The sequence below is a fragment of the Nonomuraea sp. NPDC050547 genome, assembly GCF_044457345.1.
In the GTDB taxonomy this organism is placed as follows: Bacteria; Actinomycetota; Actinomycetes; order Streptosporangiales; family Streptosporangiaceae; genus Nonomuraea.
In genome coordinates this window covers 83,998-110,365 of the sequence record NZ_JBITGW010000020.1, presented here as the reverse complement: position 1 = coordinate 110,365, position 26,368 = coordinate 83,998, and the positions used below count along the sequence as shown (strand labels likewise).

General features: G+C 70.4%; 28 protein-coding genes. 20 read left to right on the top strand and 8 right to left on the bottom strand.

Features of this window, described 5'->3' with window-relative positions:
- Positions 1-15: 15 nt before the first annotated feature.
- Positions 16-942 carry a DUF389 domain-containing protein gene (locus ACIBHY_RS41295; protein ID WP_397256700.1) on the bottom strand — a complete coding sequence of 309 codons (927 nt, stop codon included), beginning with the start codon at positions 940-942 and terminating at the stop codon, positions 16-18.
- Between the two features lie 62 nt (positions 943-1,004).
- Here ACIBHY_RS41295 and ACIBHY_RS41290 point away from each other — a divergent pair, with 62 nt between their 5' ends.
- Positions 1,005-1,151 carry a hypothetical protein gene (locus ACIBHY_RS41290; RefSeq protein ID WP_397093460.1) on the top strand — a complete coding sequence of 49 codons (147 nt, stop codon included), beginning with the start codon at positions 1,005-1,007 and terminating at the stop codon, positions 1,149-1,151.
- Here ACIBHY_RS41290 and coaA read toward each other — a convergent pair.
- Positions 1,123-2,025, bottom strand: coding sequence for a type I pantothenate kinase (coaA, locus tag ACIBHY_RS41285; RefSeq protein WP_397309642.1), 903 nt, complete (start codon positions 2,023-2,025; stop codon positions 1,123-1,125). The two genes, ACIBHY_RS41290 and coaA, sit on opposite strands and share 29 nt — an antisense overlap.
- 212 nt (positions 2,026-2,237) lie before the next feature.
- Between coaA and ACIBHY_RS41280 the strand changes: the two genes are divergently transcribed.
- From ACIBHY_RS41280 to tsaD, 13 genes are all read left to right on the top strand, one after another.
- The gene (locus ACIBHY_RS41280) at positions 2,238-3,647 is read left to right on the top strand and encodes an alkaline phosphatase PhoX (RefSeq protein ID WP_397309589.1); all 1,410 of its coding nucleotides are present in this window, start codon (positions 2,238-2,240) and stop codon (positions 3,645-3,647) included.
- An 86-nt stretch (positions 3,648-3,733) separates the two neighbouring features.
- Positions 3,734-4,459: a TetR/AcrR family transcriptional regulator gene (locus ACIBHY_RS41275; protein WP_397256696.1), complete on the top strand. Its 726-nt coding sequence runs from the start codon at positions 3,734-3,736 to the stop codon at positions 4,457-4,459.
- A gap of 9 nt (positions 4,460-4,468) precedes the next feature.
- Complete coding sequence (locus ACIBHY_RS41270) at positions 4,469-4,822, top strand: holo-ACP synthase (protein WP_397256694.1); 354 nt, start codon at positions 4,469-4,471, stop codon at positions 4,820-4,822.
- A 9-nt stretch (positions 4,823-4,831) separates the two neighbouring features.
- A complete protein-coding gene (locus tag ACIBHY_RS41265) occupies positions 4,832-6,271 on the top strand; it encodes an NAD(P)H-hydrate dehydratase (protein WP_397256693.1) in 1,440 nt (479 codons plus the stop codon).
- Positions 6,272-6,338: 67 nt separating this feature from the next.
- Entirely contained in the window at positions 6,339-7,463 is a 1,125-nt protein-coding gene (gene alr / locus ACIBHY_RS41260) for an alanine racemase (RefSeq protein WP_397256691.1), read from the top strand.
- Positions 7,460-8,503 (top strand): alpha/beta fold hydrolase, encoded by a 1,044-nt coding sequence (locus ACIBHY_RS41255; RefSeq protein WP_397309588.1) that lies wholly within the window; start codon positions 7,460-7,462, stop codon positions 8,501-8,503. Before alr ends, ACIBHY_RS41255 begins: the two co-directional genes overlap by 4 nt.
- Positions 8,503-8,964 (top strand): tRNA (adenosine(37)-N6)-threonylcarbamoyltransferase complex ATPase subunit type 1 TsaE, encoded by a 462-nt coding sequence (gene tsaE, locus ACIBHY_RS41250; protein ID WP_397256687.1) that lies wholly within the window; start codon positions 8,503-8,505, stop codon positions 8,962-8,964. The genes ACIBHY_RS41255 and tsaE overlap by 1 nt, the downstream gene beginning before the upstream one ends.
- A 207-nt stretch (positions 8,965-9,171) precedes the next feature.
- Positions 9,172-9,798 carry a hypothetical protein gene (locus tag ACIBHY_RS41245; protein WP_397256685.1) on the top strand — a complete coding sequence of 209 codons (627 nt, stop codon included), beginning with the start codon at positions 9,172-9,174 and terminating at the stop codon, positions 9,796-9,798.
- A gap of 2 nt (positions 9,799-9,800) precedes the next feature.
- A complete protein-coding gene (locus tag ACIBHY_RS41240; protein WP_397256683.1) occupies positions 9,801-10,328 on the top strand; it encodes a class F sortase in 528 nt (175 codons plus the stop codon).
- Positions 10,312-11,238 carry a phosphotransferase family protein gene (locus ACIBHY_RS41235; protein WP_397309587.1) on the top strand — a complete coding sequence of 309 codons (927 nt, stop codon included), beginning with the start codon at positions 10,312-10,314 and terminating at the stop codon, positions 11,236-11,238. Before ACIBHY_RS41240 ends, ACIBHY_RS41235 begins: the two co-directional genes overlap by 17 nt.
- 25 nt (positions 11,239-11,263) lie before the next feature.
- Positions 11,264-11,935, top strand: a complete 672-nt coding sequence (gene tsaB, locus ACIBHY_RS41230; RefSeq protein ID WP_397256679.1) for a tRNA (adenosine(37)-N6)-threonylcarbamoyltransferase complex dimerization subunit type 1 TsaB — start codon at positions 11,264-11,266, stop codon at positions 11,933-11,935.
- 11 nt (positions 11,936-11,946) lie between these two features.
- Positions 11,947-12,381, top strand: coding sequence for a ribosomal protein S18-alanine N-acetyltransferase (rimI, locus tag ACIBHY_RS41225; protein WP_397256745.1), 435 nt, complete (start codon positions 11,947-11,949; stop codon positions 12,379-12,381).
- Complete coding sequence (gene tsaD, locus ACIBHY_RS41220; RefSeq protein WP_397309586.1) at positions 12,374-13,399, top strand: tRNA (adenosine(37)-N6)-threonylcarbamoyltransferase complex transferase subunit TsaD; 1,026 nt, start codon at positions 12,374-12,376, stop codon at positions 13,397-13,399. The genes rimI and tsaD overlap by 8 nt, the downstream gene beginning before the upstream one ends.
- Before the next feature lie 334 nt (positions 13,400-13,733).
- On the opposite strand, the gene ACIBHY_RS41215 is transcribed toward tsaD, so the two are convergent.
- The 4 genes from ACIBHY_RS41215 to ACIBHY_RS41200 all read right to left on the bottom strand — a co-directional run bounded on the left by ACIBHY_RS41215 (position 13,734) and on the right by ACIBHY_RS41200 (position 17,862).
- Positions 13,734-15,290, bottom strand: coding sequence for a hypothetical protein (locus tag ACIBHY_RS41215; protein ID WP_397256675.1), 1,557 nt, complete (start codon positions 15,288-15,290; stop codon positions 13,734-13,736).
- Positions 15,291-15,463: 173 nt separating this feature from the next.
- Complete coding sequence (locus tag ACIBHY_RS41210; RefSeq protein WP_397256673.1) at positions 15,464-16,636, bottom strand: methyltransferase domain-containing protein; 1,173 nt, start codon at positions 16,634-16,636, stop codon at positions 15,464-15,466.
- Positions 16,637-16,660: 24 nt separating this feature from the next.
- On the bottom strand, positions 16,661-17,275 hold the full coding sequence (locus ACIBHY_RS41205; RefSeq protein ID WP_397309584.1) for a Uma2 family endonuclease: 615 nt from the start codon (positions 17,273-17,275) through the stop codon (positions 16,661-16,663).
- An 89-nt stretch (positions 17,276-17,364) separates the two neighbouring features.
- Positions 17,365-17,862, bottom strand: a complete 498-nt coding sequence (locus tag ACIBHY_RS41200; protein ID WP_397256669.1) for a MarR family winged helix-turn-helix transcriptional regulator — start codon at positions 17,860-17,862, stop codon at positions 17,365-17,367.
- Between the two features lie 105 nt (positions 17,863-17,967).
- On the opposite strand from ACIBHY_RS41200, the gene ACIBHY_RS41195 reads away from it, so the two are divergent.
- The 5 genes from ACIBHY_RS41195 to ACIBHY_RS41175 all read left to right on the top strand — a co-directional run bounded on the left by ACIBHY_RS41195 (position 17,968) and on the right by ACIBHY_RS41175 (position 22,881).
- Positions 17,968-18,828 (top strand): NAD-dependent epimerase/dehydratase family protein, encoded by an 861-nt coding sequence (locus ACIBHY_RS41195; RefSeq protein WP_397256667.1) that lies wholly within the window; start codon positions 17,968-17,970, stop codon positions 18,826-18,828.
- A 158-nt stretch (positions 18,829-18,986) separates the two neighbouring features.
- On the top strand, positions 18,987-19,301 hold the full coding sequence (gene groES, locus ACIBHY_RS41190) for a co-chaperone GroES (RefSeq protein WP_197093639.1): 315 nt from the start codon (positions 18,987-18,989) through the stop codon (positions 19,299-19,301).
- Positions 19,302-19,382: 81 nt separating this feature from the next.
- The gene (gene groL / locus ACIBHY_RS41185; protein ID WP_397093490.1) at positions 19,383-21,002 is read left to right on the top strand and encodes a chaperonin GroEL; all 1,620 of its coding nucleotides are present in this window, start codon (positions 19,383-19,385) and stop codon (positions 21,000-21,002) included.
- Positions 21,003-21,805: 803 nt separating this feature from the next.
- On the top strand, positions 21,806-22,441 hold the full coding sequence (locus tag ACIBHY_RS41180) for a sigma-70 family RNA polymerase sigma factor (protein WP_184958018.1): 636 nt from the start codon (positions 21,806-21,808) through the stop codon (positions 22,439-22,441).
- Complete coding sequence (locus tag ACIBHY_RS41175) at positions 22,438-22,881, top strand: hypothetical protein (protein ID WP_397256663.1); 444 nt, start codon at positions 22,438-22,440, stop codon at positions 22,879-22,881. Before ACIBHY_RS41180 ends, ACIBHY_RS41175 begins: the two co-directional genes overlap by 4 nt.
- Here the strand turns inward: ACIBHY_RS41175 and ACIBHY_RS41170 are convergent.
- Together ACIBHY_RS41170 and ACIBHY_RS41165 are read right to left on the bottom strand one after the other, a co-directional pair.
- Positions 22,842-23,219 carry a DUF5319 domain-containing protein gene (locus tag ACIBHY_RS41170; RefSeq protein ID WP_379614437.1) on the bottom strand — a complete coding sequence of 126 codons (378 nt, stop codon included), beginning with the start codon at positions 23,217-23,219 and terminating at the stop codon, positions 22,842-22,844. The genes ACIBHY_RS41175 and ACIBHY_RS41170 overlap by 40 nt on opposite strands.
- 203 nt (positions 23,220-23,422) lie before the next feature.
- Positions 23,423-24,433, bottom strand: coding sequence for a LuxR C-terminal-related transcriptional regulator (locus tag ACIBHY_RS41165; RefSeq protein ID WP_397309582.1), 1,011 nt, complete (start codon positions 24,431-24,433; stop codon positions 23,423-23,425).
- Positions 24,434-24,883: 450 nt separating this feature from the next.
- Here ACIBHY_RS41165 and guaB point away from each other — a divergent pair, with 450 nt between their 5' ends.
- Complete coding sequence (guaB, locus tag ACIBHY_RS41160) at positions 24,884-26,365, top strand: IMP dehydrogenase (protein WP_397256660.1); 1,482 nt, start codon at positions 24,884-24,886, stop codon at positions 26,363-26,365.
- Positions 26,366-26,368 lie beyond the last annotated feature (3 nt).

Below are 26,368 nucleotides of genomic sequence, written 5' to 3'. Positions count from 1 at the left end.
ACCGGGTGGCCTCCTTCACGGGGAGGAGGGGCGTCCTACTTGAGGCCAGACTCTGCGCTGGATCAGGAGGGTCACGGTCCCGGCGAGGACCATGCCGAAGATGTTGACCGCCAGCTGCCAGACCGGCCCCGCCACCTCCGCCCAGTCACCCACCGCGAGCGCCACGGCCAGGTAGCCGGCGGCGGGCACGGTGGTGACCGAGATGAAGACGCCGATCAGCGCCGAGGACTTGCCCGAGGTGATCGACAGTACGCCCGCGACGCCGGCCAGCAGCGCGACGATGAATGACCAGCGGTCCGGCTTCACGATGAACTTCACCTCGTCGTTGATGTTGAGGTTCGTGATGTCGATCCAGCCGAGCCAGTGGGAGACCAGCGCGCAGGCGAAGGTGATAGCGATCGCGATGGTGAAGCCGACGAACAACGTCCGCAGCGCCTCGATCACCAGGCGCCACCGCCGGCGCAGGAGCCCGAAGCAGATCGCCGCCACCGCGCCGAACTCCGGCCCGAGCACCATCGCGCCGACGATGAGGATGGGCGAGTTCTGCAGGGCGCCGATGCCCGCGAGCTGGGTGGCGATGGCCAGGAAGGCCAGGTACGCCCAGGTGATGCGGGAGTCGCTGTGCACCCGGTGGGCCAGTTCCTCCCACACCACGGCGTCGTCGGGGTCGCCCGGAGCCTCCTCGACCGCCTCCTCGGCGACCTTGGACAGGGCCAGGTCGATGTGCTCGATCGCGATCGACCCCTCGTCCTCCAGCCACTTGAGCTTGGACAGGGCCTCGTTGGCCGACTCCCGCGCGGTGTCGCAGAAGACGAGGTCGCCGGCGGGCTCGCGGGCGGCGCCGGGCAGCACCACGATGTTGGTGACGCCCGGACACTCCGCCAGCACCCTCAGCACCTCGTCCGTACGGCCGGGAGGGCAGATCAATCGAAGATGTAGCACGGGGCCATTGTCGTAGATTCGACGTTGACGTTCTGTTGAACGGGTCCCTTCAGGCTGTGGCCATGTCAATACGCATCTGCCACGTCGACGGCGAGGACTGCTGGTTCGCCGACATCGACGACCAGGGCTGCCAGGGCCGCTTCGCCGTCTACGTGCTGGGGGAGAGCGGGGGCGGGGATCTCACGTACGGCGCAGCCGTATCCGCCTGATCGAGTGGTCGGCGCCCTTCTGCAGGACCAGGTCGGCGCGGCCGCGGGTGGGGGCGATGTTCTCCACCAGGTTCCGCTCGTTGATGTCGCGCCAGACGTTGACGGCGAAGTCGGTGGCCTCTTCGTAGGAGAGTTCGGCGATGTACTTGAAGTAGGACTTGGGGTCTTCGAAGGCGGTTCTGCGCAGCTTGTGGAAGCGGTCGACGTACCAGGTCCTGATGTCCTCGACCTTCGCGTCCACGTAGATGGAGTAGTCGAAGTAGTCGTTGACCGCCAGCGAGGTCGGGGGAGCCGGCTGGAGGACGTTGAGCCCCTCGATGATCAAGATGTCGGGGCTTTTCACGATCTGGTGGGCCCCGGGGACGATGTCGTACTCAAGGTGGCTGTAGATCGGGGCGCGTACCTCGCCCATGCCCGCCTTCACCTCCGCCACGAACCGCACCAGCGCCCGCCGGTCGTAGCTTTCCGGGAAGCCCTTGCGGTGCATGATGCCCTTGGCTTCGAGGACCTTGTTGGGGTAGAGGAAACTGTCGGTGGTCAGCAGCCCGACGTTGGGGTGTTCTGGCCAGCGGGCCAGCAGCGTGTGCAGCAACCGCGCCGTCGTCGACTTGCCGACCGCGACGCTTCCGGCGATCCCCAGCACGTACGGCACGCGCGGCCCCGGCTTGCCGAGGAAGGCGCTCAGCACGTTGCTGCGCTCCTGGGACCCGGTGTAGTGCAGGTTGAGCAGTCGGGTGAGGGGGAGGTAGATGTCGGTGACCTCGGCGAGGTCGATGGGATCATCGACGCCGCGAAGGGCTTCCAGCTCGTCTGCGGTGAGAGTCAAGGGCGTGTTTCTGCGGAGATCGCTCCACTGCTCCCTGCTCAGTTCCACGTAGCCGTTGTTCACGTTGGCAGCGTAGCGACGGCGTACAAACCGGGTCGCCAGGGGTGCCCCGCGAACCTCTCCACAGCCTGTGGACAAAACACGGGGATTACCGGTGCTTGGCACGGGGAATGATGTACTGCCTTGGCGAGGTCTGACATAGCCCGCGATCTTCCGCGCACCTTAACATCCGGTGAACAACGTCACGGAAGGTCTGCATCATGGATCGACGTCGCTTTCTCGCCGGAGCGGGAGCCGTCGCGGCGGGTGTCGCCGGGCCGTTCGCCGGGGTCGCGGAGGCCGGCGCCCGGGGTGGCGCGCTGCCGGTGACCGGGTACGGCCCGCTCAGGCCGGTGCCCGACGCCCGGGACGGCCAGGTGAGGCTCTTCCTGCCGGACGGCTTCCGCTACCGCTCGTTCAACGCGGCGGGCGAGACGTTCTCCGACGGCAGCCGGGTTCCGGGCAGGCACGACGGCATGGCCGCCTTCCGCGGCCCGCGCGGCAGCACGATCCTGGTCCGCAACCACGAGGTCAACGGTCCCGTCGGCGCGTTCGGCGACCCGGCCAGGGCCTACGACCCGGCCGCCGGCGGCGGCACCGCGACGCTGCGGGTGACCCCGTACGGGGAGGTGCTGGCCGGCGGGCCCTCGCTCAACGGCACGATGATGAACTGCTCGGGCGGCCCGATGCCGTGGGGCGCCTGGGTGACCTGCGAGGAGACGGTCAACGGCCCGGACGTGGGCAACGACTTCTCCGGCGGCGACAACTCCAAGCTCACCCAGAAGCACGGCTACGTGTTCGAGGTGCCGATCACCGGGGTCGCGCGGCCCGTGCCGATCAGGTCGGCGGGGCGCTTCGCGCACGAGTCCGCGGCCTTCGACCCGGTCAGCGGGGCCCTGTACCTGACCGAGGACAACTTCGGTTTCCCGTCCGGCTTCTACCGCTACCTTCCGCCGAAGCATCCGCTCAGGGCCGGGCGCATCCTGGACGGCGGGCGGCTGGAGATGCTGGCCGTACGGGATGAGGACGGGAAGGATCTGTCGGCGGGCCAGCCCGCGGGCGCCGTCTACCGGACCCGGTGGGTGGAGATCGCCGAGCCCGACCCGCGGTTCACCGGCAGGCCGGACAACGACACGGCGATACGGGCGGTGAGCCGGCAGGGGCTCGACCAGGGCGCGGCGATCTTCTCCAGGCTGGAGGGCGCCGTCCACCACCACGGCACCGTCTACTTCGTCTCCACCCAGGGCGGCGCCACCGGCGACACGCCGCCGTCGGGGTTCGGGAAGGGCTGCGGGCAGGTCTGGGCCTACGAGACGTGGAGCGGGCGGCTGAAGCTCGCCTACGAGTCGCCCGGCTCGACCGTCCTGGACCTGCCCGACAACGTCACCGTCAGCCCGCGCGGCACGCTGGTGCTGTGCGAGGACGGCGGCGGCGACAACTTCCTGCGCGGCCTGACCAGGCGCGGCGAGATCTTCGACTTCGCCCGGCTGGCGCCCGTTACCGGAGACCCGGGTGCGGAGTTCGCCGGTTCGACCTTCGGCCCCGGCGGGCGGACCCTCTACGTCAACATCCAGTCGAACCAGGGCGTGTCGTTCGCCATCTGGGGACCCTGGCATCGGGGCGGCTTCTGATGTGAACGACGTGCGCGAGCATCCGGAATGTTCGCACCTCGCGCACGTCGTGCGCTATGCTGGCGGGCACGTGAGAGGAGCTTCGCATGCCCGCCCAGAAGCAGCCCATTCCCTCGGTGTGGACCCGCCCACGCCGCCAGCAGCAGCAACCCGCCCTCAGCCGTGAGCGCATCGTCGCCGAGGCCGTGAAGCTCCTCGACGAAGAGGGCATGGACAACCTCAGCATGCGCACGCTCGGCACCCGGCTCAACGCGGGCGCCACCTCCCTGTACCGCCACGTCGCCAACAAGGACGAGCTCATCGAGCTCGTCGTCGACGAGGTGTACGGCGAGCTGCGCGTGCCCGAGGCGGAAGGCGACTGGCGGGCGGCGGCGACCGAGTGCGCCGACAGCCTGCGCTCGATGATCCTGCGCCACCCGTGGGTGGCCTCGGTTCTGGGCCAGGTCGGCCTGGCCGAGCTCGGCCCCAACCTGATGCGCCAGACCGACCGCATGCTGGCCATCTTCACCCTGGCCGGGTTCGAGCTCGACGAGGCCAGCCAGGCGATGAGCACGCTCATCTCCTACGTCATCGGGATGTCGACCTCCGAGGCGGCGCTGCTGTCGATGCTGGCCAGGCTCGGCCAGACCGAGGAGGAGCTGGAGGCCCAGATCCGCGCCGCTGCCGCGCAGACCAATCGGGAGCTGCCCCGGCTCCAGGCGCTGGACGAGCACATCCTGAAGAACGGCGGCGGCCCCGCGGCGATGCGCGACCGGGACTTCCGCTACGGCGTGGACCGCATCCTCGACGGCCTCGCGACCCGCCTGCCCTAGCCTGGGGACATGATCCTGGGCATCGGCGTGGACGTGGTCGACGTCAAGCGGTTCGCGGCGGCCTTGGAGCGCACCCCGGGGCTGCGCGGCAGGCTGTTCACCGAGGACGAGCGGAAGGGCCGGGCCGTCCACTCCCTGGCCGCGCGCTTCGCCGCCAAGGAGGCCGTCGCCAAGGCGCTCGGCGCGCCACCCGGCCTCGGCCACCTGGAGGCCGAGGTCGTCTGCGACGAGAACGGCCGGCCCGAGCTCCGCGTGCGCGGCAAGGCCGCCGAGGTCGCCTACGGCCTGGGCGTCAAGCGCTGGCACCTCTCGCTCTCCCACGACGCGGGTGTGGCGATGGCCTACGTGATCGCGGAGGGATAGCTTCTGATCATGCTTACCGCCTACACCGCCGATCAGATCAGGGCCGCCGAGCAGGCGCTCATGGCGCGCCTGCCCGACGGGACGCTGATGGAGCGCGCCGCCGCCGGGCTGGCCGCCTGCTGCGCCGCGATGCTCGGGCGCGTCTACGGGGCGCGGGTGGTCCTGCTCGTCGGCAGCGGCGACAACGGCGGTGACGCCCTCTATGCCGGTGTACGGCTGGCGCGGCGCGGCGCCCAGGTCGAGGCGGTCCTGGCGGGCGGCAGGGTGCACGAGGCCGGGCTGGCGGCCCTGCGGCAGGCCGGTGGGCGGGTGCGCGGCATCGAGGCGGTGGACCGGGCGGACCTGGTCGTCGACGGGCTGGTCGGGATCGGGGTGGCGGGGGCGCTGCGGGAGCCGTACGCGCGGGCCGTGGCGCGGGTGAACCAGGGGCCGGGGCTGGTGGTCGCCGTGGACGTGCCGTCCGGGGTGGACGCGAGCACGGGCCGGGTGCCGGGGCCCGCGGTACGCGCGCATGTGACGGTCACGATGGGCGCCTGCAAGACCGGGCTGCTGATCGACCCCGGCGCCGGTCACACCGGGCGGTTGGAGCTGGTCGACATCGGGCTGGGCGCGTACCTGCCGGATCCGGACGTCGCGGCGCTCACCGACGGGGACGTCGCCGATCTGCTGCCGGAGCCGGGCGCCGAGTCCGACAAGTACCGCAGAGGCGTGGTGGGGGTGGCCGCTGGCAGCGAGGAGTACACGGGGGCCGCGGTGCTGGCCGTCGGCGGGGCGCTGCACGCCGGGGCCGGCATGGTGCGCTACGCCGGCACCGCCGCGCCCGTGGCGCAGGTGCGCTCCCACTGGCCCGAGGCGGTCGTCACCGAGTTGCGCGAGCCCTCGCTCGACGGCGTCGGCCGCGTGCAGGCCTGGGTGCTCGGCCCAGGGCTCGGCACCGGCGACTTCGCCCACGAGCTGGCCAGGAGGGTGCTGGCCAGTGACGTGCCCGTGCTGGTGGACGCCGACGCGCTCACGCTGGTCTCGCGCGACGCCACGCTGCTGCGCCGCAGCGCGCCCGTGCTGATCACGCCGCACGCCGGGGAACTGGCGCGGCTGATGCGGGTCCCGCGCGAGCGCGTCGAGGCGGGCAGGCTGGAGCACGCCCGCAGGGCGGCGGCCGATCTCGGCGTGACGGTGCTGCTCAAGGGCTCCACGACGCTGGTGGCCGAGCAGGACAGGCCGGTGCGGGTCAACCGTACGGGCACCGCGCGGCTGGCCACGGGCGGCACCGGCGACGTGCTGGCCGGGGTGGCGGGGGCGCTGCTGGCCCAGGGGCTGAGCTGCTATGACGCCGGGTCGTGCGGGGCGTACCTGCACGGGCTGGCGGGACGGCTGGCCGCCGACGGGGCGCCGCTGGTCACCGCGGACGTGGCCGCCGCGATCCCGGCGGCGATCAGGTCGCTGTCGTAGCCGCCCCTGCAAGCGGGCTGCGATCGAACCTCGCTCAAGCATCGAGTCCAGCTGACACACTGGAAAGATGACATCTCCGGCCGAGGCCCGCATCGATCTGTCCGCCATCAGGCACAACGTCGCCGTGCTCGCCGAGCACGCCGACGGCGCCGCGTTGATGGGCGTGGTCAAGGCGGACGCCTACGGACACGGGCTGGTGCGGGTGTCGCGGACCCTGCTCGACGCGGGGGTGAGCCGGTTGGGCACCGCCACGCTGAGCGAGGGGCTGGCCCTGCGGGCCGCGGGGATCACCGCTCCGGTCACGTCGTGGCTGCTGACGCGGGGCGGGCCGTACGAGGAGGCGTTGCGCGCGGACGTCGAGCTGTCGGCGGCGGAGACGGGGCTGCTGGGGGAGATCGCCGCCGCCGCGCGCGCCACCGGCGTCACCGCGAAGGTGCACCTGGAGGCCGACACGGGCATGAGCAGGGGCGGCGCGCCACTCGCCGCCTGGCCCGAGTTGCTGGCCGCCGCGGCGGCGCTGCGGGCCGAGGGCGCGGTCGAGGTCGTGGGCCTCTGGTCCCACTTCGCCTGTGCCGACATCCCCGGCCACCCCTCGATCGAGGCGCAGCTCGACGCCTTCGACCAGGCGCTCAAGATGGCCGACCAGGCCGGCCTCAGCGGGTCCCACGTGATCAGGCACATCGCCAACTCCGCCGCGCTGGTCGACGTGCCGCGCGCCCGCTTCGATCTGGTGCGGCCGGGCATCGCCCTCTACGGCCTGAGCCCGATCCCCGAGCTGGGTGATTTCGGTCTTCGCCAGGCGATGACCCTGGTGGCCAGGCTCGCCCTGGCCAAGCGCATGCCGGAGAATTCCGGAGTGTCCTATGGGCACCTTTATGTCACAGATCGCGAGACAACGCTTGGCCTGGTTCCCCTCGGGTACGCCGACGGGATCCTCAGACACGCGACGGGGCGGGTCGAGGTGCTGGCAGGAGGCCGCCGCAGGGCGATCGCCGGCCGGGTGTGCATGGATCAGTTCATGATCGACGTCGAGGACGACGTCATCGACGCAGGGGACGAGGTCGTCCTGTTCGGTCCTGGCAAGGACGGCGAGGCCACCTTGCAGGAATGGGCGGATAACCTCGGCACGATCACGCATGAGATCGTGACGAAGATCGGCGCACGCGTGCCGAGAGTTTATGAGGGGACATGACGACGACAACACGGCGGAAGGTTGGGATCGCCGGCGCGATCGTCGGCGCCGCTTCGGCGGGCGTCGCGGGGCTGGCCCTGGCCAAGCGCCTGGCGGTGGGCCGGATCAGGCTGCGCCCCGACTCCGAGGCCAGCGAGCCCTTCGGCGAGCTGCGCGGCAGGGAGCGCACCCACACCACCTCCGACGGCATCGACCTGCACGTGCAGATCGACGGCCCCGAGGACGCGCCGCTGACGATCGTGCTGTGCCACGGCTACTGCCTCAACCTGGAGTCCTGGCACTACCAGCGCCGCGACCTGCGCGAGGAGCATCGCCTGGTGCTGTGGGACCAGCGATCCCACGGCCGCTCGCAGCGCGCCGCCCCCGAGGACAGCACGATCGACCGGCTCGGCGACGACCTGGCCGAGGTGCTGGAGCGCTTCGTGCCCGGCCCGTGCGTGCTGGTCGGCCACTCGATGGGCGGCATGACCATCATGGCGCTGGCAGACCGCCACCCCGAGCTGTTCGGCGACAAGATCCGCGCCGTCTCGCTCATGGCCACCAGCGCGGGAAAGCTGGCCGAGCTGACGCTGGGCCTGCCCGCGATGGTCTCCAAGGCGGTCCACAAGATCGCACCGGGCACGATCTCCCTGCTCGGCAAGCGCGGCTCCCTGGTGGACAAGACCCGCCACGCCGGCAGCGACATCGCCTTCCTGATCACCCGCTTCGTCGGCTTCGGCGACTCCAAGAACGTCAGCCCGACGCTGGTCGACTTCGCCGAGTCGATGATCCGCGCTACCCCGACCGAGGTGTTCGCGAACTTCTACCCGGCCCTCATGGACCACGACAAGCTCTCGGCGCTGCACGTGCTCGATCCGGTGCCGACCGCGATCCTCGTCGGCGACAAGGACTGGCTGACCCCGCCCGAGCACGGCAGGGCGATGGCCGAGGCCCTGCCCAGGGCGAGCTTCACCGAGGTGCCCGACACCTCGCACCTCATCCAGCTGGAGCGCCCGGCCGTGGTCAACGAGGCGCTGCGCGATCTGATCAAGGAGATCTAGTGGAAAGGCTCGCCACCGCCGAGGACATGCGCGCGTACGGCACGCGGCTGGCGGCCCGGCTGCGCGCGGGAGACCTGCTGGTGCTGTCCGGCCCGCTGGGCGCCGGGAAGACCACGATGGTCCAGGGGATCGCCGAAGGCCTGAAGGTCCGCGGCCCGATCACCTCGCCCACGTTCGTCATCGCCCGCGTGCATCCGTCGCTGTGCGAGGGTCCGCCGCTCGTGCACGCGGACGCGTACCGGCTGGGCGGGGATCTGGAGGTCGACGACCTCGACCTGGACGCCTCGCTGGAGGAGTCGGTCACCATCGTCGAGTGGGGCGAGGGCCTGGTGGAGGGGCTGTCGGAGGACCGCTTGGAGATCCACATCGACCGGGAGGGCGGCGACGACGTCCGCCTTGTCACCCTGCGCGGGGTCGGCGAGCGCTGGGCCGACACGCCGTCTGATCGCGCAGAAGAGTAAAACGCTCCTCAGGCCCCGGCAACCCTGGCACCCTTGACGAGTATCGACATTGGCGTAAATCATGATCATTGGTCATGGATTTACCTAGATTTTCTGGGTATCAGGTGGGGCGGTATCCGCAATTCTGGTGGATGCTGAGGGAAGTCGGCGGAGTGGGGTGCGGCCGTGCTCAGGGTCAGGCAAGTCGCGTACGCAGGTGCCATCGTCATGTTCGGCGTCGTCGGCTGCACAGCCGACGCCTCGACCGATCCCACGGCCACGCCCTCGGCGAGCCCCACGACCACCGCGACCACCTCCCCACAGGCCACGGCGAGCGCCACACGGGCGCCCATCGACGTCCAGCTCAACCCCGACCGCGTCACCGCGGGCGAGACCTCCAAGGTCTGGATCCTGGCCAACTGCCCGGTGCCCACCGGCGGCCCCGCGCACGTCGGCACCGCCTCCTCCAACGCGTTCCTGTCCGGCGTCACGCTCAACCCCGTGCCGCCCGCCACCCCGTCGGCCAGCCCCGCCAACGCCACGGCCACCCCCGCGCCCGTCCCCTGGGTACGCGGGCAGGCGTCGGTCTCCGGCACCGTCAAACGCGGCAACTACACCGTCGACGTCAAGTGCGACGGCACCAGCCACACCGGCAGGGCCACGCTGCGCGTGGTCAGGGCCACCGACGACACGCCCACCGGCGTGCCCACCAAGGCGCCCAGGGCGGGCGGCGGCGGCACGTTCGGCCAGGACGCCGGTGACGACTCCTCGATGCCGATCGGCCCCGTAGGCGTGATCGTCGGCCTGGCCCTGGCGGGCGGCGCCATACTGATCCTCAAGCGCCGCCGGGCCTGAGCATGGCCCGTGCGGGACGGATCGTGCTGGCGGGCGCGATCACCGGCCTGGTGCTGGTGGCGTTCGGCAAGACCGTGGAGAAGAAGGCCGAGGCCGTCGTCCCGGAGAGCATCGGCATCCCCTCCATCGACGTGGACGCGCCGCTGATGAAGCTCGGGCTGACGAAGGACGGCGAGGTCGAGCTGCCGCCGTACGAGAAGCCCAAGCTGGCCGGCTGGTACGAGAAGAGCGCCGTCCCGGGGGAGAAGGGCGCCTCCGTCATCGTCGGACACGTGGACACCAAGACCGCCCCGGCCGTCTTCTACAAGCTGAAGCACCTGCGCAAGGGCCAGATCGTCCGCGTGGAGCGCAGCGACGGCAAGACCGCGGAGTACAAGGTCGACTCGGTCGAGCAGGTGCACAAGAACGACTTCCCAGCCAAGCGCGTCTACGTCGAGGACGGGCTCAAGCTGGTCACCTGCGGCGGAAAATTCGATTACGCCAAGGGCGAGTACGACGATAACGTCATCGTCTATGCCTCCCGCGCCTGATGCCTCCGGAGTAAGAGTCCCCTGGTCGGAGGTGGCCGCGCCGGTGCGCGCCCGCGTCGAGGACCTGCTCGGCGGGCGCGTGGCGGAGGCCGTCACCCAGACCGGCGGCTTCTCTCCCGCCACCGCCTCGCGGCTCCTGCTCGACACCGGCCGCCGCGCCTTCGTCAAGGCGGTCGGCCCCGGCGTCAACGACCGGGCCACCGCCCTGTACCGCGACGAGGCCCGCGTGGCCGCCGCGCTGCCGCCCAGCGTCCCCGCGCCGCGCATGCTCACCTCCTTCGAACAGGACGGCTGGGTGGTGCTGCTCTTCGAGGACGTCGACGGCCGCCCACCGGCGATGCCGTGGCGGCGCGACGAACTCGACCGCGTCCTGGCCGCCGCCGACGAACTCGCCGCCTCGCTCACCCCCGCCCCCATCGACGCGCCGCCCATCGCCGAGGTCTTCGGCCAGATGTTCCGCGGCTGGCGGCGGCTCGGCCACGGCGAGGACCACGACGGGCTCGACCCGTGGATCGTCCGCAACCTCGACGCCCTGGCCGAGCTGGAGTCCGGCTGGGAGAGCGCCGCCGCCGGCGACACGCTCGTCCACGCCGACCTGCGCGCCGACAACGTCCTGCTCACCGACGAACGCGTCTACGTCGTCGACTGGCCCTACGCCTGTCTGGGCGCCGCCTGGTTCGACCGGCTGGCCATGCTGCCCTCCGTCACCATGCAGGGCGGCCCCCGTCCCGGCGAGCTACTCGCCGACCCCGACCCGGCCGTGACCTGCGTCATCGCCGCCCTGGCCGGCTTCTTCGTACGGCAGAGCCGTCAGCCGCCGCCACCCGGCATCCCCACCGTCAGAGCCTTCCAGGCGGCGCAGGGCGAGGTCGCCGTCGAATGGCTTCGCGAGCGGACAGGATGGTCATGACGCGGGGCCGGTAGGCTCATTGTTCGTGCTGGTCCTGGCTTTCGATACCGCGACACCCGCTGTCACCGCCGCTCTCCACGACGGTGACCGCGTGCTCGCCGAGTCCACCACGGTCGACGCGCGCCGCCACGGCGAGCTGCTCGTGCCCACCATCGAGAAGGTGCTGGCAGAGGCTCGGGTGCGGCTGCGCGAGGTGACCGCCATCGTCGCCGGCACCGGCCCCGGCCCCTACACGGGGCTGCGGGTCGGGCTGATGACCGCCCAGGGGCTGGGCACCGCGCTCGGGCTGGCCGAGGTCTACGGCGTCTGCACGCTCGACGCCCTCGCCTACGGCACCCGCCGGGACGAGCCCTTCCTCGTGGTGACCGACGCGCGGCGCAAGGAACTGTTCTGGGCCCGCTACGACGACGCGCGCACGCGGGCCGAGGGGCCGTTCGTGGACAGGCCGGCCGACATTCCGCGAGACGGGCTGCCGGTCGCCGGGGCCGACCTCTACCCGGAGGTGCTGGGGGAGGCGGTGGCGCCGCCGTACCCCTTGGCGGGGTTTCTGGCCGCGCTGGCGGCCGAGCGCATCGCGGCGGGGCAGCCGCTCGACGAGCCGCGCCCCATCTACTTGCGGCGGCCCGACGCGGTCGAGCCCAAGGCACCCAAGAAGGTGACCGACAGGGAGCCCAGGCGGACCAGGGAGCGGGCGTGAGACTGCGGCAGATGACCGACGCGGACCTGCCCGCGGTCATGGCCATCGAGCGCGCGACGTTCCCGCTGGACGCGTGGAGCGAGGGGATGATGCGCGGCGAGCTGGCCGACCAGCCGCGCACCCGGCACTACGTCGTCGCGCTGCGCGACGACGGCGAGATCGTCGGCTACGCGGGGCTCGCCGCGGCCGGCGACCAGGCCGACGTGCAGACCATCGCGGTGCTACACGACCACCAGAGCCGGGGCATCGGCGGCGCGATGCTGACCGAACTGCTCGGCGAGGCGCGCCGGCGCGGAGCCAGGGAGATCTTCCTGGAGGTCAGGTCCGACAACCCGCGGGCCAAGGCGGTCTACGAACGGTTCGGTTTCGAGGAGATCGGCCTGCGCCGGCGCTACTACGACGACGGCACCGACGCGGTCATGATGAGAAGGAAGCTGGATGGCTGACAAGCACGAACCCCTGGTCCTCGGCATCGAGACCTCGTGCGACGAGACCGGGGTGGGGATCGTACGCGGGCACACGCTGCTGGCCAACACGATCGCCTCCAGCATGCACGAGCACGCCAGGTTCGGCGGCGTGGTGCCGGAGGTGGCCTCGCGGGCGCACCTGGAGGCGATGACGCCGGTCGTGGAGGGGGCGCTGACCGAGGCGGGCCTGACGTTCTCCGACATCGACGCGATCGCGGTCACCGCCGGTCCCGGACTGGCCGGGGCGCTGCTGGTGGGCGTGGCCGCCGCCAAGTCCTACTCGCTCGGCCTGGGCGTCCCCCTCTACGGAGTCAACCACCTGGCCGCCCACGTCGCCGTCGACCAGCTCGAACACGGGCCGCTGCCCAAACCCTGCATCGCCATGCTGGTGTCCGGCGGTCACTCGTCGCTTCTCCTGGTCCCCGACGTCGCCCAGGACGTGATCTCCCTCGGCTCCACCGTCGACGACGCCGCCGGTGAGGCCTTCGACAAGGTCGCGCGGGTGCTCGGCCTGCCCTTCCCCGGCGGCCCCCACATCGACCGCGCCGCCCGCGACGGCTCCGCCGCCGCGATCAGCTTCCCCCGCGGCAAGATGGACGACGGTACCCTCGACTTCTCCTTCTCCGGCCTGAAGACCGCCGTGGCCCGCTGGGTCGAGGCCCAGGACTCGATCCACGTGCCGGACGTCGCCGCCTCCTTCCAGGAGGCCGTGGTGGACGTGCTGACCCGCAAGGCCCTTCAGGCGTGCAAGAAGTACGGTGTGAAGGACCTGCTCATCGGTGGTGGCGTCGCGGCCAACTCACGGCTGCGCGCGCTGGCCCAGGAGCGTTGCGACAAGGCGGGCGTACGGCTGCGCGTGCCCCGCCCCGGACTCTGCACCGACAACGGCGCCATGGTCGCCGCGCTGGGCTCTGACCTGCTGGCGGCCGGGATCACCCCGTCGGCGCTGGACATCCCCGCCGACTCGTCGCTGCCCATCACGACCGTTCACGTGTGAGGCGACCACCCGCCAGGGCGGCGGCGTTCTGTGCTCCGGGGCCGCGGTTCCTCACGCCACCGATGCGGGTCTTGTGAGGTTCCGGGTTTCACGTGGGACGTCGCCGCGCCCGAGGTCGCACGTGTGACGGCCCCCAGGGGTATTCCGGCGCCGCGCGGTGGGGGTTCGGCGCCGCGCTGGACGGCGGCCAGCGCGGCGCACGGAACCCGGTCAAGAGCGGAGTTGTCACGGCGAGCACCCCGTGAGCCCTCACGACCATCGCTCGACGGGCGGTCAGAGGTATGGCGGGGCGGGTGCGTGGGCTCTGCCGTAGCTGCTCCAAAGGCCCTTTGAGTCAGTCCTTGGATCGCGTCGGGCGGAGGAGCGCCTCGGCGAGGGCGAGCATGGTCTCCTCCAGGGCGCCGAGGCGCTTGGTGAGGTCGGTGGAGGCGTCGGTGACGGACTGGGTCAGCTCGTCGCGGTCCGGGCGGGCCTCGATCGTGGCCGAGAGTTCGGCGGAGGCGGCGGCCAGGCGTTCGTCGATGGCGTCGAAGCGCCTGACCTGCTCGGTCGTCTGCGAGTCGAGCAGTTCGCCCACCCGCTCGGCGATCGCCAGCGTCGCGGGCAACTGGCCGACGCGCTGGTTGACCGCCTCGACCCGGTCGTCGACGCCCTCCAGCTGCTCGGTGCCGCGGGTGAGCTGGGTGTCCACGCCGTCGAAGCGGGCCACCACGTGCTCCTCGACCTCGCCGAGGCGCTCGTCGAGGGATTCGAAGGCGTTGTCGAGCTTGTTGAAGCGGCCCTCGGTGCGCGTGGCGGTGTCGGAGCGGTGCTGGTCGGCGGCGGCCAGCCACTCGTCGACGATGGTGACCCGCCCGTCGAGCGTCTCGAAGCGGGCGTCGACCCGGCCGTCGAGGTCGCCGATGCGCTTGCCCATGTGGTTGTCGAGGTCGCCGATGTGGGTGTCGAGCTCGCCGACGCGCTTGTCGAGCCCGACGAGGCGGTTGTCGACGCCGCCGACCCTGCCGTCGATGCCGTCGAGGCGGGTGTCGATGTCGGCCAGGCACTCGTCGGCGGTCTCGATGCGGCCGTCGACGCTGTTGAGCCGGCCGTCGACGGCGATCAGGCGGCCGTCGACCCGGTCGACCCGGCTGTCGAGGCCGTCGAAGCGGCCGGACAGCCGCTCCTCCGCCGTCTCCACCCTCGCGTCGACCTGCTCGACGGCGCTCTTGAGCTCCTCGCCGACCGCGCCGATGCGGGCGGTGAGGGTGCCGGAAAGGTCGGCCATGCCGCCCTCGACCCGCTCGGTGCGGGCCGTGAGCTCGCCGATGGACTTGTCGAGCCGGGTGAAGCGGCTGGCCGCCGCCTCCATGCTGGCGTTGAGCTGGCCGAGCTTCCCGGCGAAGTCGCCGAGCCGCTTGGCGATGCCCTCGGTGCCGTCGAGCACCGTCTGCAACCGCTTGAGCGCCTCGTCGACGCTCTCGCCGACCGTGCCGACGTCCGCCCACAGGCTGGGCAGCTCGATGACGGGGCTGACGCGCTGGCTGACGTTCTCCACGCGGGCGTCGACGTTGCCGATCTGCTCGCCGACGGCGTCGACGTGGTCGCGTACCGCCTCCACGTGCTGGGCCAGTCCCTCGGCCCAGACCGGCGGCTTGGTGGAGATGTCGTCGAGGCGGCCGCTCACGGACTCGAGCGTGCCGCTCAGCCCGCCGAGCTCGCGCTCGCGCACCTCGCGCAGCAGCCACTCCATGCCTTCGAGCCGCTGGCGGATCTCGTCGAGCACGGCCCCCTGGGTGCGCTGCTCGTAGACGTGGTCCTGGGCGGCGCGCGCGAGTAGCTCCCGCATCCTGTCGGATATGGCGGTCTGGCCGCCTGCCTGCAAAAGGGTGGTGTGATTGGAATGATCCACCGAAAGCTCCTTCACTCGCCGACGGAGTGCCGCGCAGCGGTGGGATAGGTCCGGTATGCAATGACTGAAGGAGAACGCGGTAATCCGCTATAGGGGGGAGAACTCCCGCCCGTCCACCTTAGCCTTTGGATCAAGGTCCGTCGGGGTGACTGGAAAAGATCCTGTTTTGTCATTTATGCAGGTGGGAGCCCCAGGCAGATGAGAACAAAAGGTTGGTTCATAATCCGCGTGAGGATGATTACTCCGGACTTGTCACCGGAAAGTCTCAGGTCTCGCCGCAATCGTTCGATGTCCACGGCGGAGCCGCGCTTCTTGATGGTGACATTTCCTATTTCGCGGGCCCGGAGTGCCGCCCGCAGCCGCTTCAGCGAGAACGGCAGCGCCTCGTCCACCTCATACCTGGCCGCCCAGGGCGTGTCCACCGGCTCGTCCCCGGTGATGTAGGCGATCATCGGATCCGCCAGCCGTCCGCCCACCATCTCGGCCACCTCGCCCACCAGATGGGCCCGGATCGCCGCCCCGTCGGGCTCGTAGACGTACCGGCCGAGCTCGCCCACCGCCGCCCGCACGCCCGTGGGCGTGAGCGTCTGCCCGCCCGGCAGCAGCGTCGCCCTGCGCCCCGCCTGCCCGGGAGTCCAGAGCGCCGCCTCCTTGACCTCTCCCTTGTACGAAACCCACTCGGCCTCGGCCGCCTCCGGTATGTACTCGTACGGAATCCCCGGCGCCACCTTCAGACACGACCCCCGAGCCCGCCCCACCAGATCCATGACCACCGGCCAGGGCGGCGAGTAGGCCTGCGGATCGAACGTCCTCCCCCTGGCGGTACGGCGGGCCGGATCGGCGAACAACGCGTCGTACTCCTCCGGGGCCACCTCCGCCGCGTCCCCCACCCGCACGCGTACCCGCTCCCCGACCCCCAGCGCCTCGGCGTTGGCCCGCGCCACGGCGGCGGTGAGCGGATCGAGCTCGACGGCGTCCACGAGATGCCCGGCCCGCGCGAGCTCCAGCGCGTCCCCGCCGATCCCGCAACAGGCGTCCACCACCCGGGCGGGCCCGTGGGTCGCCGCGGTCAGCCGCCGCGCCCGATGCGCCGCCACCTCGGCCCGGGTGGACTGCTCCAGCCCGTGGGGCGTGAAGTACATGAGCCGGGCGTCGTCCCCGAATTTCGCCACCGCCCGCGCCCTGAGCCCGGCCTGGGTGAGCGCGGCCGAGGTGAGCGCGCTGTCGTAGGTCTTCCTGAGCCGCGTGGCCGCCTTGACCGGATCGCTCCCGCTCAGCTCGACCGCCTCGTCCAGAGCTTTGCGGCCACGGGGGGTCAGCAGGTCGAGAAAGGCGTCGAGGTCCACGTCATCCGACGTTAGTGCACGCGCTCAGGTCAGCAGGTCGGCGAAGTCGACCTCGACGGGGAACGGGGACTTGGCGGTGAGCTTGCCGTGGTGGGTGACGTCGGCGCGGTAGAAGTGCGTGACCTCGTCCAGCACATATGTGTAGATGACGGGCTTGCCCTCCTCTTCTTCGACCAGCCAGAAGTGCTTGATGCGGGCGTCGGCGTACATGCGCGGCTTTACCTCCCGGTCCCGGTACTGGGACTCGGGGAAGACCACCTCAACGACAAGGTGGACGGCCTCCGAGGGGTAGGAGTTCGCGCTGTCGCTGTCGGCCGCCGCGTCGATCACCACGACGTCTGGGCAGGGGCGCTGTCTCCTGTCGATCTTGACGTCCATCTGCGTTGCTACGGCCAGGGTTTCGGGAGCCTGCGCGGTGAGGAGAGAGCGCAAGCTCGAGATGACGCGTTCGTGGAAGCGGCGTTGGGGGGACATGAGGATGAGGGCTCCGTCAATGAGTTCGACGCGCTTGAAGAGGTCCAGCTCGCCGTTGGGCCCGTCCTGAGGCAGGAGATCGAGATCGTCGGACGTCCAGCCGCCGTCCGGCGGGTAGGGCCAGTTCGCGAGTACGTCTCTCGTGCGGTCCATCGTGGCGGTCACATCACTCACTGTAAGGTCGGTGTCGTCGCCGTTCGTGGTCATCGAACCACGTTCTGCTGCGCTTTCCTCTAGGAGAGATGTTCCCCCATTCACAGCTCCGTGTCGCCCAGGGAGACCAGGAGTTTGCGGAGGGTTTCGGCCAGGGCTTTCTGGTCGGCGGGGGTGAGGGCGGACAGGAGTCTCGCCTCGTTGGCGACGTGGAGGGCCAGGAGGTCACCGGCCAGGCGTTCGCCCTCCTCGGTCAGCGCCACCAGGACCATGCGGCGGTTGCTCTCCAGCGGCCAGCGCCGCACCAGGCCGCGCTCCACCAGGCGGTCCATGCGGTTGGTCAGGGCGCCGGGGCTGACCAGGGCGGAGGCGGCCAGGTCCTTCATGCACATGGTGTGCTCCGGGTTGCCGCGCAGCAACGTGGCGAGCATGTCGAACTCCCACGGCTCCAGCCCGTGCTCGGCGAAGAACTCCTTGATGCCCCGCTCCAGCAGGCGCGAGGCGCGGGACAGGCGGCCCACCACACCCATCGGGCTCACGTCCACGTCGGGGCGGGTGGCGGCCCACTGCTTCGTGATCGCGTCCACTGCGTCTCGCATGCTGTGCACACTATCAAAAACTTCGAGGTTGAAATGTTCGAGGGTGCGGGCTACTGTCCACCACGTCGAAAGTTTCGATGTCGAAGTGTTTGGAGTGGAAGAGCGATGAAGATTCTGGTGCTGGGCGCGACGGGGTACGTCGGGGGCGCGCTCGTCGAGGAGCTCGCCGGCCGCGGTCATGAGGTCGTGGCGCTGGTACGGCCGGCCGCCGACGGGGGCAGGCGGCTGCCCGCCGTACCGGAGGAGAGGTACGGGGACCTGTCCGACGCGGCGTCGATCACCGCGGCCGTGACGCCGGACGTCGACGCGGTCGTGCACGCGGCGCAGCTCACCGGCGATGAGGCGACCGACCTCCAGGTGATCGGGGCGTTGCTCGGCGCGGGCAGGCCGGTGGTGTACGTGAGCGGCGTGTGGGTCCTCGGCGCGACCGAGGACGGGCACGAGGAGAGCGCGGCCGACCCGATCCCGATCGTGGGGTACCGGCCGAAGGTGGAGGATCTGGTGCTCGGCGCGGGCGGCGTGGTGGTGCGGCCGGGGCTGGTGCACGGGCGCGGCGGCGGTATCGCGGCGATGCTGCGCGGCTGGGCGGCCGAGCGCGGGCGCGGGGTGCACGTGGGCGAGGGCGGGGAAGGCTCGACGTTCGTGCACGTGGACGACCTGGCCGAGCTGATCGTGACGGCGGTGGAGAAGGGGCGGCCCGGCGCGATCTACCACGGGATCGCGGAGGAGCACGTGCCGCTGGCCCTGGTGGCCTCGGCCGCTGCCCGGTCGGCGGGGGCCGATGAGGGCGCGGACGTGCTGTCGTGGCCGGTGGAGGAGGCGGCGGGGGTCGTGGGCCTGCCGTTCGCCGAAGCGCTCGCGCTCAGCCAGCGTGTCAGCTCTGCGCGAACCCGTGCGGCACTCGGATGGGCCCCCAGCAGGCCGGGTATCCTCTCCGAGCTGCGGGAAGGCTCTTACGCCCGCTGAGCCGGTTCGTGTTGACTGTCAAGCCCCTCTTGCATATGTTTCGTGTTGGCACTCTCCCCTTGAGAGTGCCAACGTGCGACGAGGCAGGTCTACCACCCGCGACGGCAGGCCCCGCTGGTCGCCTCTTCTAGATCATTCAAATCTGAAGGGGAGGTCCGATCGTGACGACCGCCACTAAGGTTCCCGTTAAGCCGCTCGGCGACCGCATTGTGGTCCAGCCGCTTGAGGCCGAGCAGACCACCGCTTCCGGCCTGGTCATCCCAGACACCGCCAAGGAGAAGCCGCAAGAGGGCAAGGTCCTCGCGGTGGGCCCGGGCAACTGGGACGAGGACGGCGACAAGCGGATTCCGCTTGACGTCTCCGAGGGCGACATCGTCCTCTACAGCAAGTACGGCGGCACCGAGGTCAAGTACGGCGGCGAGGAGTACCTCGTGCTCTCCGCCCGCGACGTTCTCGCGATCATCGAGAAGTAAGCCGGTATGTGTCGGGCCCCGGACGCAGCTCTCAGCAGAGGCGACCGGGGCTTTCGACGCTAGGAGAGGACTTTCAACCAAATGGCGAAGATCCTGGAGTTCGACGAGGACGCGCGGCGCGCTCTTGAGCGCGGCGTCAACGCCCTCGCGGACGCCGTGAAGGTAACCCTCGGCCCGCGTGGCCGTAACGTCGTCATCGACAAGAAGTTCGGTGCTCCGACGATCACGAACGACGGCGTGACCATCGCTCGCGAGATCGAGCTGGAAGACCGCTACGAGAACCTCGGCGCCCAGCTCGCCAAGGAAGTGGCCACCAAGACCAACGACATCGCGGGTGACGGCACCACCACCGCGACCGTCCTGGCCCAGGCCATGGTCCGCGAAGGTCTGCGCAACGTCGCCGCCGGCGCCTCGCCGCTGTCGCTGAAGCGCGGGATCGACAAGGCCGCCAAGGCCATCAGCGACAAGCTGATCGCCAGCGCCCGCGAGGTCGGCGACAAGAAGGAGATCGCCAACGTCGCGACGATCTCCGCCCAGGACGCCAAGATCGGCGATCTCATCGCCGAGGCGTTCGACAAGGTGGGCAAGGACGGCGTCCTCACGGTCGAAGAGTCCAACGCCATGGGCATGGAGCTCGAGTTCACCGAGGGCATGCAGTTCGACAAGGGCTACCTGTCGCAGTACATGGTGACCGACCCCGAGCGCATGGAGGCCGTCCTGGAGGACGCCTACGTGCTGCTCACCCAGAGCAAGATCGCCTCCATCGCGGACTTCCTGCCGCTGCTGGAGCAGGTCGCCCAGACCAAGAAGCCGCTGTTCGTGGTCGCCGAGGACGTCGAGGGCGAGGCCCTGGCCGTCCTGGTCACCAACAAGATCCGCGGCACGTTCACCTCCGTGGCCGTCAAGGCCCCGGGCTTCGGTGACCGTCGCAAGGCGATGCTCCAGGACATGGCCATCCTCACCGGCGGCCAGGTCGTCGCCGAGGAGGTCGGGCTCAAGCTGGAGCACGTCGGTCTCGAGGTGCTCGGCACGGCCCGCCGCATCGTCGTCACCAAGGACGCCACCACCATCGTGGACGGCGCCGGCGACGCGCAGGCGATCGAGGACCGGGTCAAGGAGATCAAGCTCGCCATCGAGCAGTCCGACTCCGACTGGGACCGCGAGAAGCTGCAGGAGCGCCTGGCCAAGCTGGCCGGCGGTGTGTGCGTGCTGCGTGTCGGCGCCGCCACCGAGGTCGAGCTCAAGGAGAAGAAGCACCGTCTCGAGGACGCGATCTCCGCGACGCGCGCCGCGATCGAGGAGGGCATCGTCTCCGGCGGCGGCACCGCGCTGATCCACGTCGGCAAGGAGCTGGACGACCTCGGCCTCACCGGGGACGAGGCCACTGGCGTGGGCGTCGTCCGCCGCGCGCTGGTCGAGCCGACCCGCTGGATCGCCGAGAACGCCGGCCTCGAGGGCTACGTCGTCACCCACAAGGTGGCGGAGCTGTCCGCGGGCCACGGCCTCAACGCCGCGACCGGCGAGTACGGCAACCTGATCGACCAGGGCGTCATCGACCCCGTCAAGGTCACCCGCTCGGCGGTGCAGAATGCGGCGTCCATCGCCGGCATGCTGCTCACGACGGAGGCCCTGGTGGTCGACAAGCCCGAGGAGGAGGCCCCCGCCGCCGGCGGCGGTCACGGTCACGGCCACGGCCACTGATCGCTTCCTGGATCGCCACTGACCTCTCAAGGTCGCCAAGGCCCGTTGAGGCCGCCACGGCCCTGAGGTCGCCACGGCCCGCACCGCTCGCCGGTGCGGGCCGTTTCGCGTTCCTGCGGTGTTTGCGTGCTGTCTTCCCGCGCGTGCCATCCGCTGTGCGTGCTGTCTTCCGTGCGTGGCGTCAGTTGTGCGTGCTGTCCTCCCGTGAGGGCTGTCTTCAGGGCGGGCTGTCTTCGAGGGTTGACGTCCGTTTCGAGGGGTGCGTCGGTGGTGGGGCCGGTCGTTCGGGGTGAAGGGCGGGTTCTCGGGGTGGGCGTCCGTGCTGGGGGCGCCCCTGGCGGGGCTGGGGCGTGTTCTGCGGCCCTTCCGCTACGGCCCAGCCGCCCTACCCCCACCCGTCGCACAGGGCCGGGCTCCGTCCAGGGTGACGCTCCTCCGGTGATGCGGGGCTGGCCGCCGTTACGCGCGTATCGTGCCCGTCTGGGTGGTTCATGCCTGTATATGAGTTCTTATAAGCATGAGGCGTATGTAGCGCATGAGGTCCGGTGGGCGATCTCATGCGTAGAGGCGGCGACCGGTGGATGTCCAGATGTGGAAAGTTGGGTTATTGCGGTAAACCAACCTATGGAGTAAAGCGTCTCGCGCCCGTGACAATTTTCGCGCATTTCGGGGAATCGGGTGAAATATTCCGACTCCATAGAAAGGCTTAGTGTGGTCGTCCGATTACGGGTAGTTATCGTCTCTTCAATGTGACCAATCCGTAGCCGTTCGCCATGACGACAGGCCGGACCAGGGCGGGCATCATGCCTAACGTGAGCGAGGGAAGCGTCGCCGACGCCAAAATTGGGGTAAGGCTCGCGTCGAGACTTCCGGCACGGACGGATGACTCCGACCTAAGAGAACTGACGAGCCTCGCCGTTGCGGGCGATCGTTCTGCGATCGAATCCCTGCTCGGCGAGTTGCGGCCGATGGTGGTGCGCTATTGCCGCGCCCGGCTGGGCCGGGTTTCTGGGCAATATCACATTGCAGATGACGTGGCCCAGGAGGTCTGCATCGCGGTGCTGTCCGCACTGCCGCGCTACCGGGACATGGGCCGGCCCTTCGCCTCCTTCGTCTTCGGCATCGCCTCGCACAAGGTGGCCGACGCCTTGCGGAGTTCGGTGCGCTCCGCCGTACCCACGCAGGATCTTCCTGACGGGCCCGACGAGGGCCCGGGGCCGGAAGAGACCGTGGTCCGCTACATCGAGGTCGAGCACGCGCGCAGGCTGCTGGCCCGGCTGCCCGCCAACCAGCGCGAACTCCTGCTGCTGCGGGTGGTGTCAGGACTGTCGGCCGAAGAGACCGGTAATGTACTCGGCATGTCACCAGGAGCGGTCCGCGTCGCCCAGCATCGGGCGCTGGCCAGGTTGCGGCAGATGGCCGAGCTGGAGTCGGCTTGACGCCGGAGGAACACGTGGAGGGCGCGGCCGCGTACGGCGACCGGACGCCCCCGAGCTCGACCGGCCCGTCGTCCCACGTCCCGGCCGATCCGTCATCCGGCGGCTCGGCCCGCGCGGCGGCTGACGGCTCACCCAAGCTCTCGGACGATCCTGTGTCCGGGGGCTTGCCGGTATGTCCTTCTGGGCTGCCCGAGCCGGCCGGGCCTGTGGTCGTGGCCTGCGGGGCGGTGGCCGACGCGGGGGATTCCTCTGGGCCGGTGGCCGGGGAGTGGGAACTCGGGGGATTGACGGCCGAGGAGCAGACCGACGCGTTTCTGGATGCTCTGGCGCTCGGGTACCAGCCTGACGCGACGGATCCGGCGCTACGGCTGCTCGCGGCCTTGCGGCACGACCTCGACGATCAGCGGCGCTCTTCGGTGTCCATGACGCCGTCGACGTAGCCCCTCGCGTACTCCCAGGTCACGTAGTCGGCGGGGTCGGGGTGGAACGCGGGCTCGTGTACCTGCGGCCGGCCCTTGTCGATCATCTGGCGGAGGTTGCCGCGGAGCAGCTCCCAGTCGAAGAAGTGCTGTTCGCCGCATTCCGGGCAGTCGAGGACCAGTCCGAGGACGCCCTGGGGCTCCAGCAGCGAGCGAAAGACTTCCACGTCGGCCAGGTCGGTGATGGCCTCGTCGCGCTCGGCCGCCGTCAGCGGCTCCGGGTCGTCGAATTCGCCCATGGCCGAGGAAGGATCGTTCGGATCGTCCGCGAACGGGTCGCGGGGGACGTCTTCCAGCACCTTTCCACCATAGTGACCTAACGCAGCCTGGGCACTAATAAGCACCGCACCGACCACTTGTGCCGCATTCACCCCGGGACCACAGCTCCCGAAACACCGGCAAACCCCCTGCCAAAGCGCCGACCACGCTCAGGTCCGTCGACACCTCCGGTCCCTCGGACGGCGTGCCTGCCGGCGGCGCGGGGCGTACCGGAAAGGCCGGGTCAGCCGAGCCAGCCGCGGCGGGAGGCTTCGACCCCGGCGTGGAAGCGGGACTGTGCCCCCAGTTCGGCCATCGCGTCGGCGAAGCGGGCGCGGACGGTGCGGACCGAGACGCCGAGCTGGCGGGCGATCGAGTCGTCGCACATGCCCTGCGCGGCCAGCCGCAGCACCTGGACCATGCCGTCGCCCCGCCGCCCCCACGGCAGGGGGACGGAGCGGCTCCACAGCTCCTCGAAGAGCGAGCGCAGGACGCCGACGACGATGTTCGCGCGGACGAGGTAGAAGTTGTAGGCGTGGTCGGGCAGGCCGCCGCCCCACAGAGCGGGCAGGCCGGCGGCTTCGGGTCCCGCGGTCATGAACCAGCTGGGTACCCGGTCGAGCGTGCGGACCCTTCCGCCGGACTCCAGCAGGCGCGTGAGCTGGTCGCGGACACCTGGCAGCGTCAGGGTCGCCACCGGGATCACCGCGCGCATGCTGAGCAGGCGGCGCCGCTGGGCGTCGATCCAGGGGTCGGCGAACTTGCGGACGAAGTCGGTCATCGTGCGTTCGTCGGGGATGGCGATCAGCAACTCCAGCGGAGGAGCCTGTACGGCCATGCCGACCACGCTCTCGTAGAGCACGTCGGCCCCACTGACCAGTTCGACCGGAAAGGGGCCGCTCTGGTAGTGGCGGCCGGCGTCGTAGTCGTGGATGAGGCCGCGGATCGAGCCCAGGGCGGAGTCGATGCGCCGGCTCTCCTCGGCCAGCCGGTCCAGCCGCTCGGCGATCAGCCGGCCGAGGGCGGCGGCCGGGTGCCGGGCGAGGTACTCGCCGGACCGCTCGTCCACCACGCCCAGCCGGACGAGGTCCTCGAGCTGCCTGCCGACCCTGTCGGCCGGGCCGTCCATGGCCTCGGCGAGCTCGGCCAGCGTGGCGCGGTGCAGGCGTAGGACCGCGGTGTACAGCGCGGTCTGTGCCGGGTCGAGGCCCAGCGTCTCGAGTGGATCGGAAACGGTGGCGGGCTCGTTACGCATGTGGGGGGCTCCGTAGGGGGGACACGGGCGTGCGGCGAGAATAACCCGGCACCAGACCTCTGTCCGGGTGTTGCTCTGACTCCTTCGGCGGGGGTGCAACTTCGTGCAATTGCACGTTTTCACATTGCGGTGTGCCCATGAGTAACGCAGGCTTAACCCAGCGTCGGCATCAAGGGTCGGGCGACGCGGCCATCAGGACGCGGAGGGGGGTTCGGTGGCGTAGAGCGCGTCCGACCAGATGCCGGTGGCCGGAGGAACCGGGCGGATCACCGACCGGCCGGTTCCTCCGGCACTTTTGTGCCTCTCCGGGGGCGCCGGGGAGACGGCGGTCCGTGGGGGTCATCGTCCCCCCGGCGCATTCTCACCCCCATCTTGCGGACCCGCGCGGTTCCGTTTGCAGGCAGGCCCTAAACTTGTCGCATCAGCGCATTGGCAGGAGGGGGCCGCAGCATGTCCAAATTCACCCAAACGGGGTTGACCTTCGATGACGTGCTGCTCGTGCCGGGGTATTCGGATCTCCAACCGGGGGAGGCGGAGACCGTCACACAGCTGTCGCGCAACATCACGCTCGCCATCCCGCTGGTCTCCGCGGCCATGGACACGGTGACCGAAGCGCGCATGGCGGTGGCCATGGCCCGGCAGGGCGGCATCGGCATCCTGCACCGCAACCTGTCGATCGAGGAGCAGGCCCAGCAGGTCGACCTGGTCAAGCGGTCGGAGGCGGGGATGGTGACGAATCCGGTCACCTGTACGCCGGACGACACGCTGGCCGACGTCGAGAGGCTGTGCGCCACGTACCGGATCTCGGGCGTGCCCGTCACCGACCGCGACGGCATCCTCGTCGGCATCGTCACCAACCGTGACATGCGCTTCGAGACCGACCAGAGCCGCCCGGTGCGCGAGGTCATGACGCCGATGCCGCTGGTGACGGCGCCGGTGGGCGTGTCGCGTGACGACGCCTTCTCGCTCCTGCGCAGCAACAAGATCGAGAAGCTGCCGCTGATCGACGGCGGCGGACGGCTGCGCGGGCTCATCACGGTCAAGGACTTCACCAAGAGCGAGCAGTACCCGCTGGCCACCAAGGACGCGGGCGGCCGCCTGGTCGTGGGCGCGGCGGTGGGCGTGGGCCCCGACGCCGAACTGCGGGTCAAGGCGCTGATCGAGGCCGGTGTCGACGTCGTCGTCGTGGACGTGGCCCACGGTCACTCCAAGGGACTGGCCGACATGATCGCCACGGTCAAGGCCAACAGCAAGGTCGACGTGATCGGCGGCAACATCGCCACCAGGGCGGGCGCGCAGATGCTCGTCGACGCGGGCGCCGACGCGGTCAAGGTGGGCGTGGGCCCCGGCTCGATCTGCACCACCCGCGTCGTGGCCGGTGTGGGCGCGCCGCAGGTCACCGCCATCCATCAGGCCTCGCTCGCCTGCGGTCCCGCGGGTGTGCCGGTGATCGGCGACGGCGGCCTGCAGTACTCGGGCGACATCAGCAAGGCCATCGCGGCGGGCGCCGACTCGGTCATGCTGGGTTCGCTCCTCGCCGGGTGTGAGGAGTCCCCGGGCGAGCTGATCTTCATCAACGGCAAGCAGTTCAAGTCCTACCGCGGCATGGGTTCGCTCGGCGCGGTCCGCAACCGCGAGCGCGGCGGCATGTCCTTCAGCAAGGACCGCTACGCGCAGGCGGACGTCGGCGGCGAGGACAAATACATCCCCGAGGGCATCGAGGGACAGGTGCCCTACCGCGGCCCGGTCTCGGCGGTGGCCCACCAGCTGGTGGGCGGTTTGCGCCAGGGTATGTGGTACTCAGGATGCCGCACGATCGCGCAGATGCACTCCGACTGCGAGCTCATGCCGATCACCGCGGCGGGCCTCAAGGAGAGCCACCCGCACGACATCCAGATGACCGTTGAGGCTCCCAACTACCACAGAAGGTAAAAC

Excerpts from the sequence above, each read along its gene's own strand:
- ACIBHY_RS41290 (WP_397093460.1), top strand. The coding sequence starts at position 1,005 with ATGTCAATACGCATCTGCCACGTCGACGGCGAGGACTGCTGGTTCGCC.
- ACIBHY_RS41280 (WP_397309589.1), top strand. The coding sequence starts at position 2,238 with ATGGATCGACGTCGCTTTCTCGCCGGAGCGGGAGCCGTCGCGGCGGGT.
- ACIBHY_RS41275 (WP_397256696.1), top strand. The coding sequence starts at position 3,734 with ATGCCCGCCCAGAAGCAGCCCATTCCCTCGGTGTGGACCCGCCCACGC.
- ACIBHY_RS41270 (WP_397256694.1), top strand. The coding sequence starts at position 4,469 with ATGATCCTGGGCATCGGCGTGGACGTGGTCGACGTCAAGCGGTTCGCG.
- ACIBHY_RS41265 (WP_397256693.1), top strand. The coding sequence starts at position 4,832 with ATGCTTACCGCCTACACCGCCGATCAGATCAGGGCCGCCGAGCAGGCG.
- alr (WP_397256691.1), top strand. The coding sequence starts at position 6,339 with ATGACATCTCCGGCCGAGGCCCGCATCGATCTGTCCGCCATCAGGCAC.
- ACIBHY_RS41255 (WP_397309588.1), top strand. The coding sequence starts at position 7,460 with ATGACGACGACAACACGGCGGAAGGTTGGGATCGCCGGCGCGATCGTC.
- ACIBHY_RS41245 (WP_397256685.1), top strand. The coding sequence starts at position 9,172 with ATGTTCGGCGTCGTCGGCTGCACAGCCGACGCCTCGACCGATCCCACG.
- ACIBHY_RS41240 (WP_397256683.1), top strand. The coding sequence starts at position 9,801 with ATGGCCCGTGCGGGACGGATCGTGCTGGCGGGCGCGATCACCGGCCTG.
- ACIBHY_RS41235 (WP_397309587.1), top strand. The coding sequence starts at position 10,312 with ATGCCTCCCGCGCCTGATGCCTCCGGAGTAAGAGTCCCCTGGTCGGAG.
- rimI (WP_397256745.1), top strand. The coding sequence starts at position 11,947 with ATGACCGACGCGGACCTGCCCGCGGTCATGGCCATCGAGCGCGCGACG.
- tsaD (WP_397309586.1), top strand. The coding sequence starts at position 12,374 with ATGGCTGACAAGCACGAACCCCTGGTCCTCGGCATCGAGACCTCGTGC.
- ACIBHY_RS41200 (WP_397256669.1), bottom strand. The coding sequence starts at position 17,862 with ATGCGAGACGCAGTGGACGCGATCACGAAGCAGTGGGCCGCCACCCGC.
- ACIBHY_RS41195 (WP_397256667.1), top strand. The coding sequence starts at position 17,968 with ATGAAGATTCTGGTGCTGGGCGCGACGGGGTACGTCGGGGGCGCGCTC.
- groL (WP_397093490.1), top strand. The coding sequence starts at position 19,383 with ATGGCGAAGATCCTGGAGTTCGACGAGGACGCGCGGCGCGCTCTTGAG.
- ACIBHY_RS41180 (WP_184958018.1), top strand. The coding sequence starts at position 21,806 with ATGCCTAACGTGAGCGAGGGAAGCGTCGCCGACGCCAAAATTGGGGTA.
- ACIBHY_RS41165 (WP_397309582.1), bottom strand. The coding sequence starts at position 24,433 with ATGCGTAACGAGCCCGCCACCGTTTCCGATCCACTCGAGACGCTGGGC.
- guaB (WP_397256660.1), top strand. The coding sequence starts at position 24,884 with ATGTCCAAATTCACCCAAACGGGGTTGACCTTCGATGACGTGCTGCTC.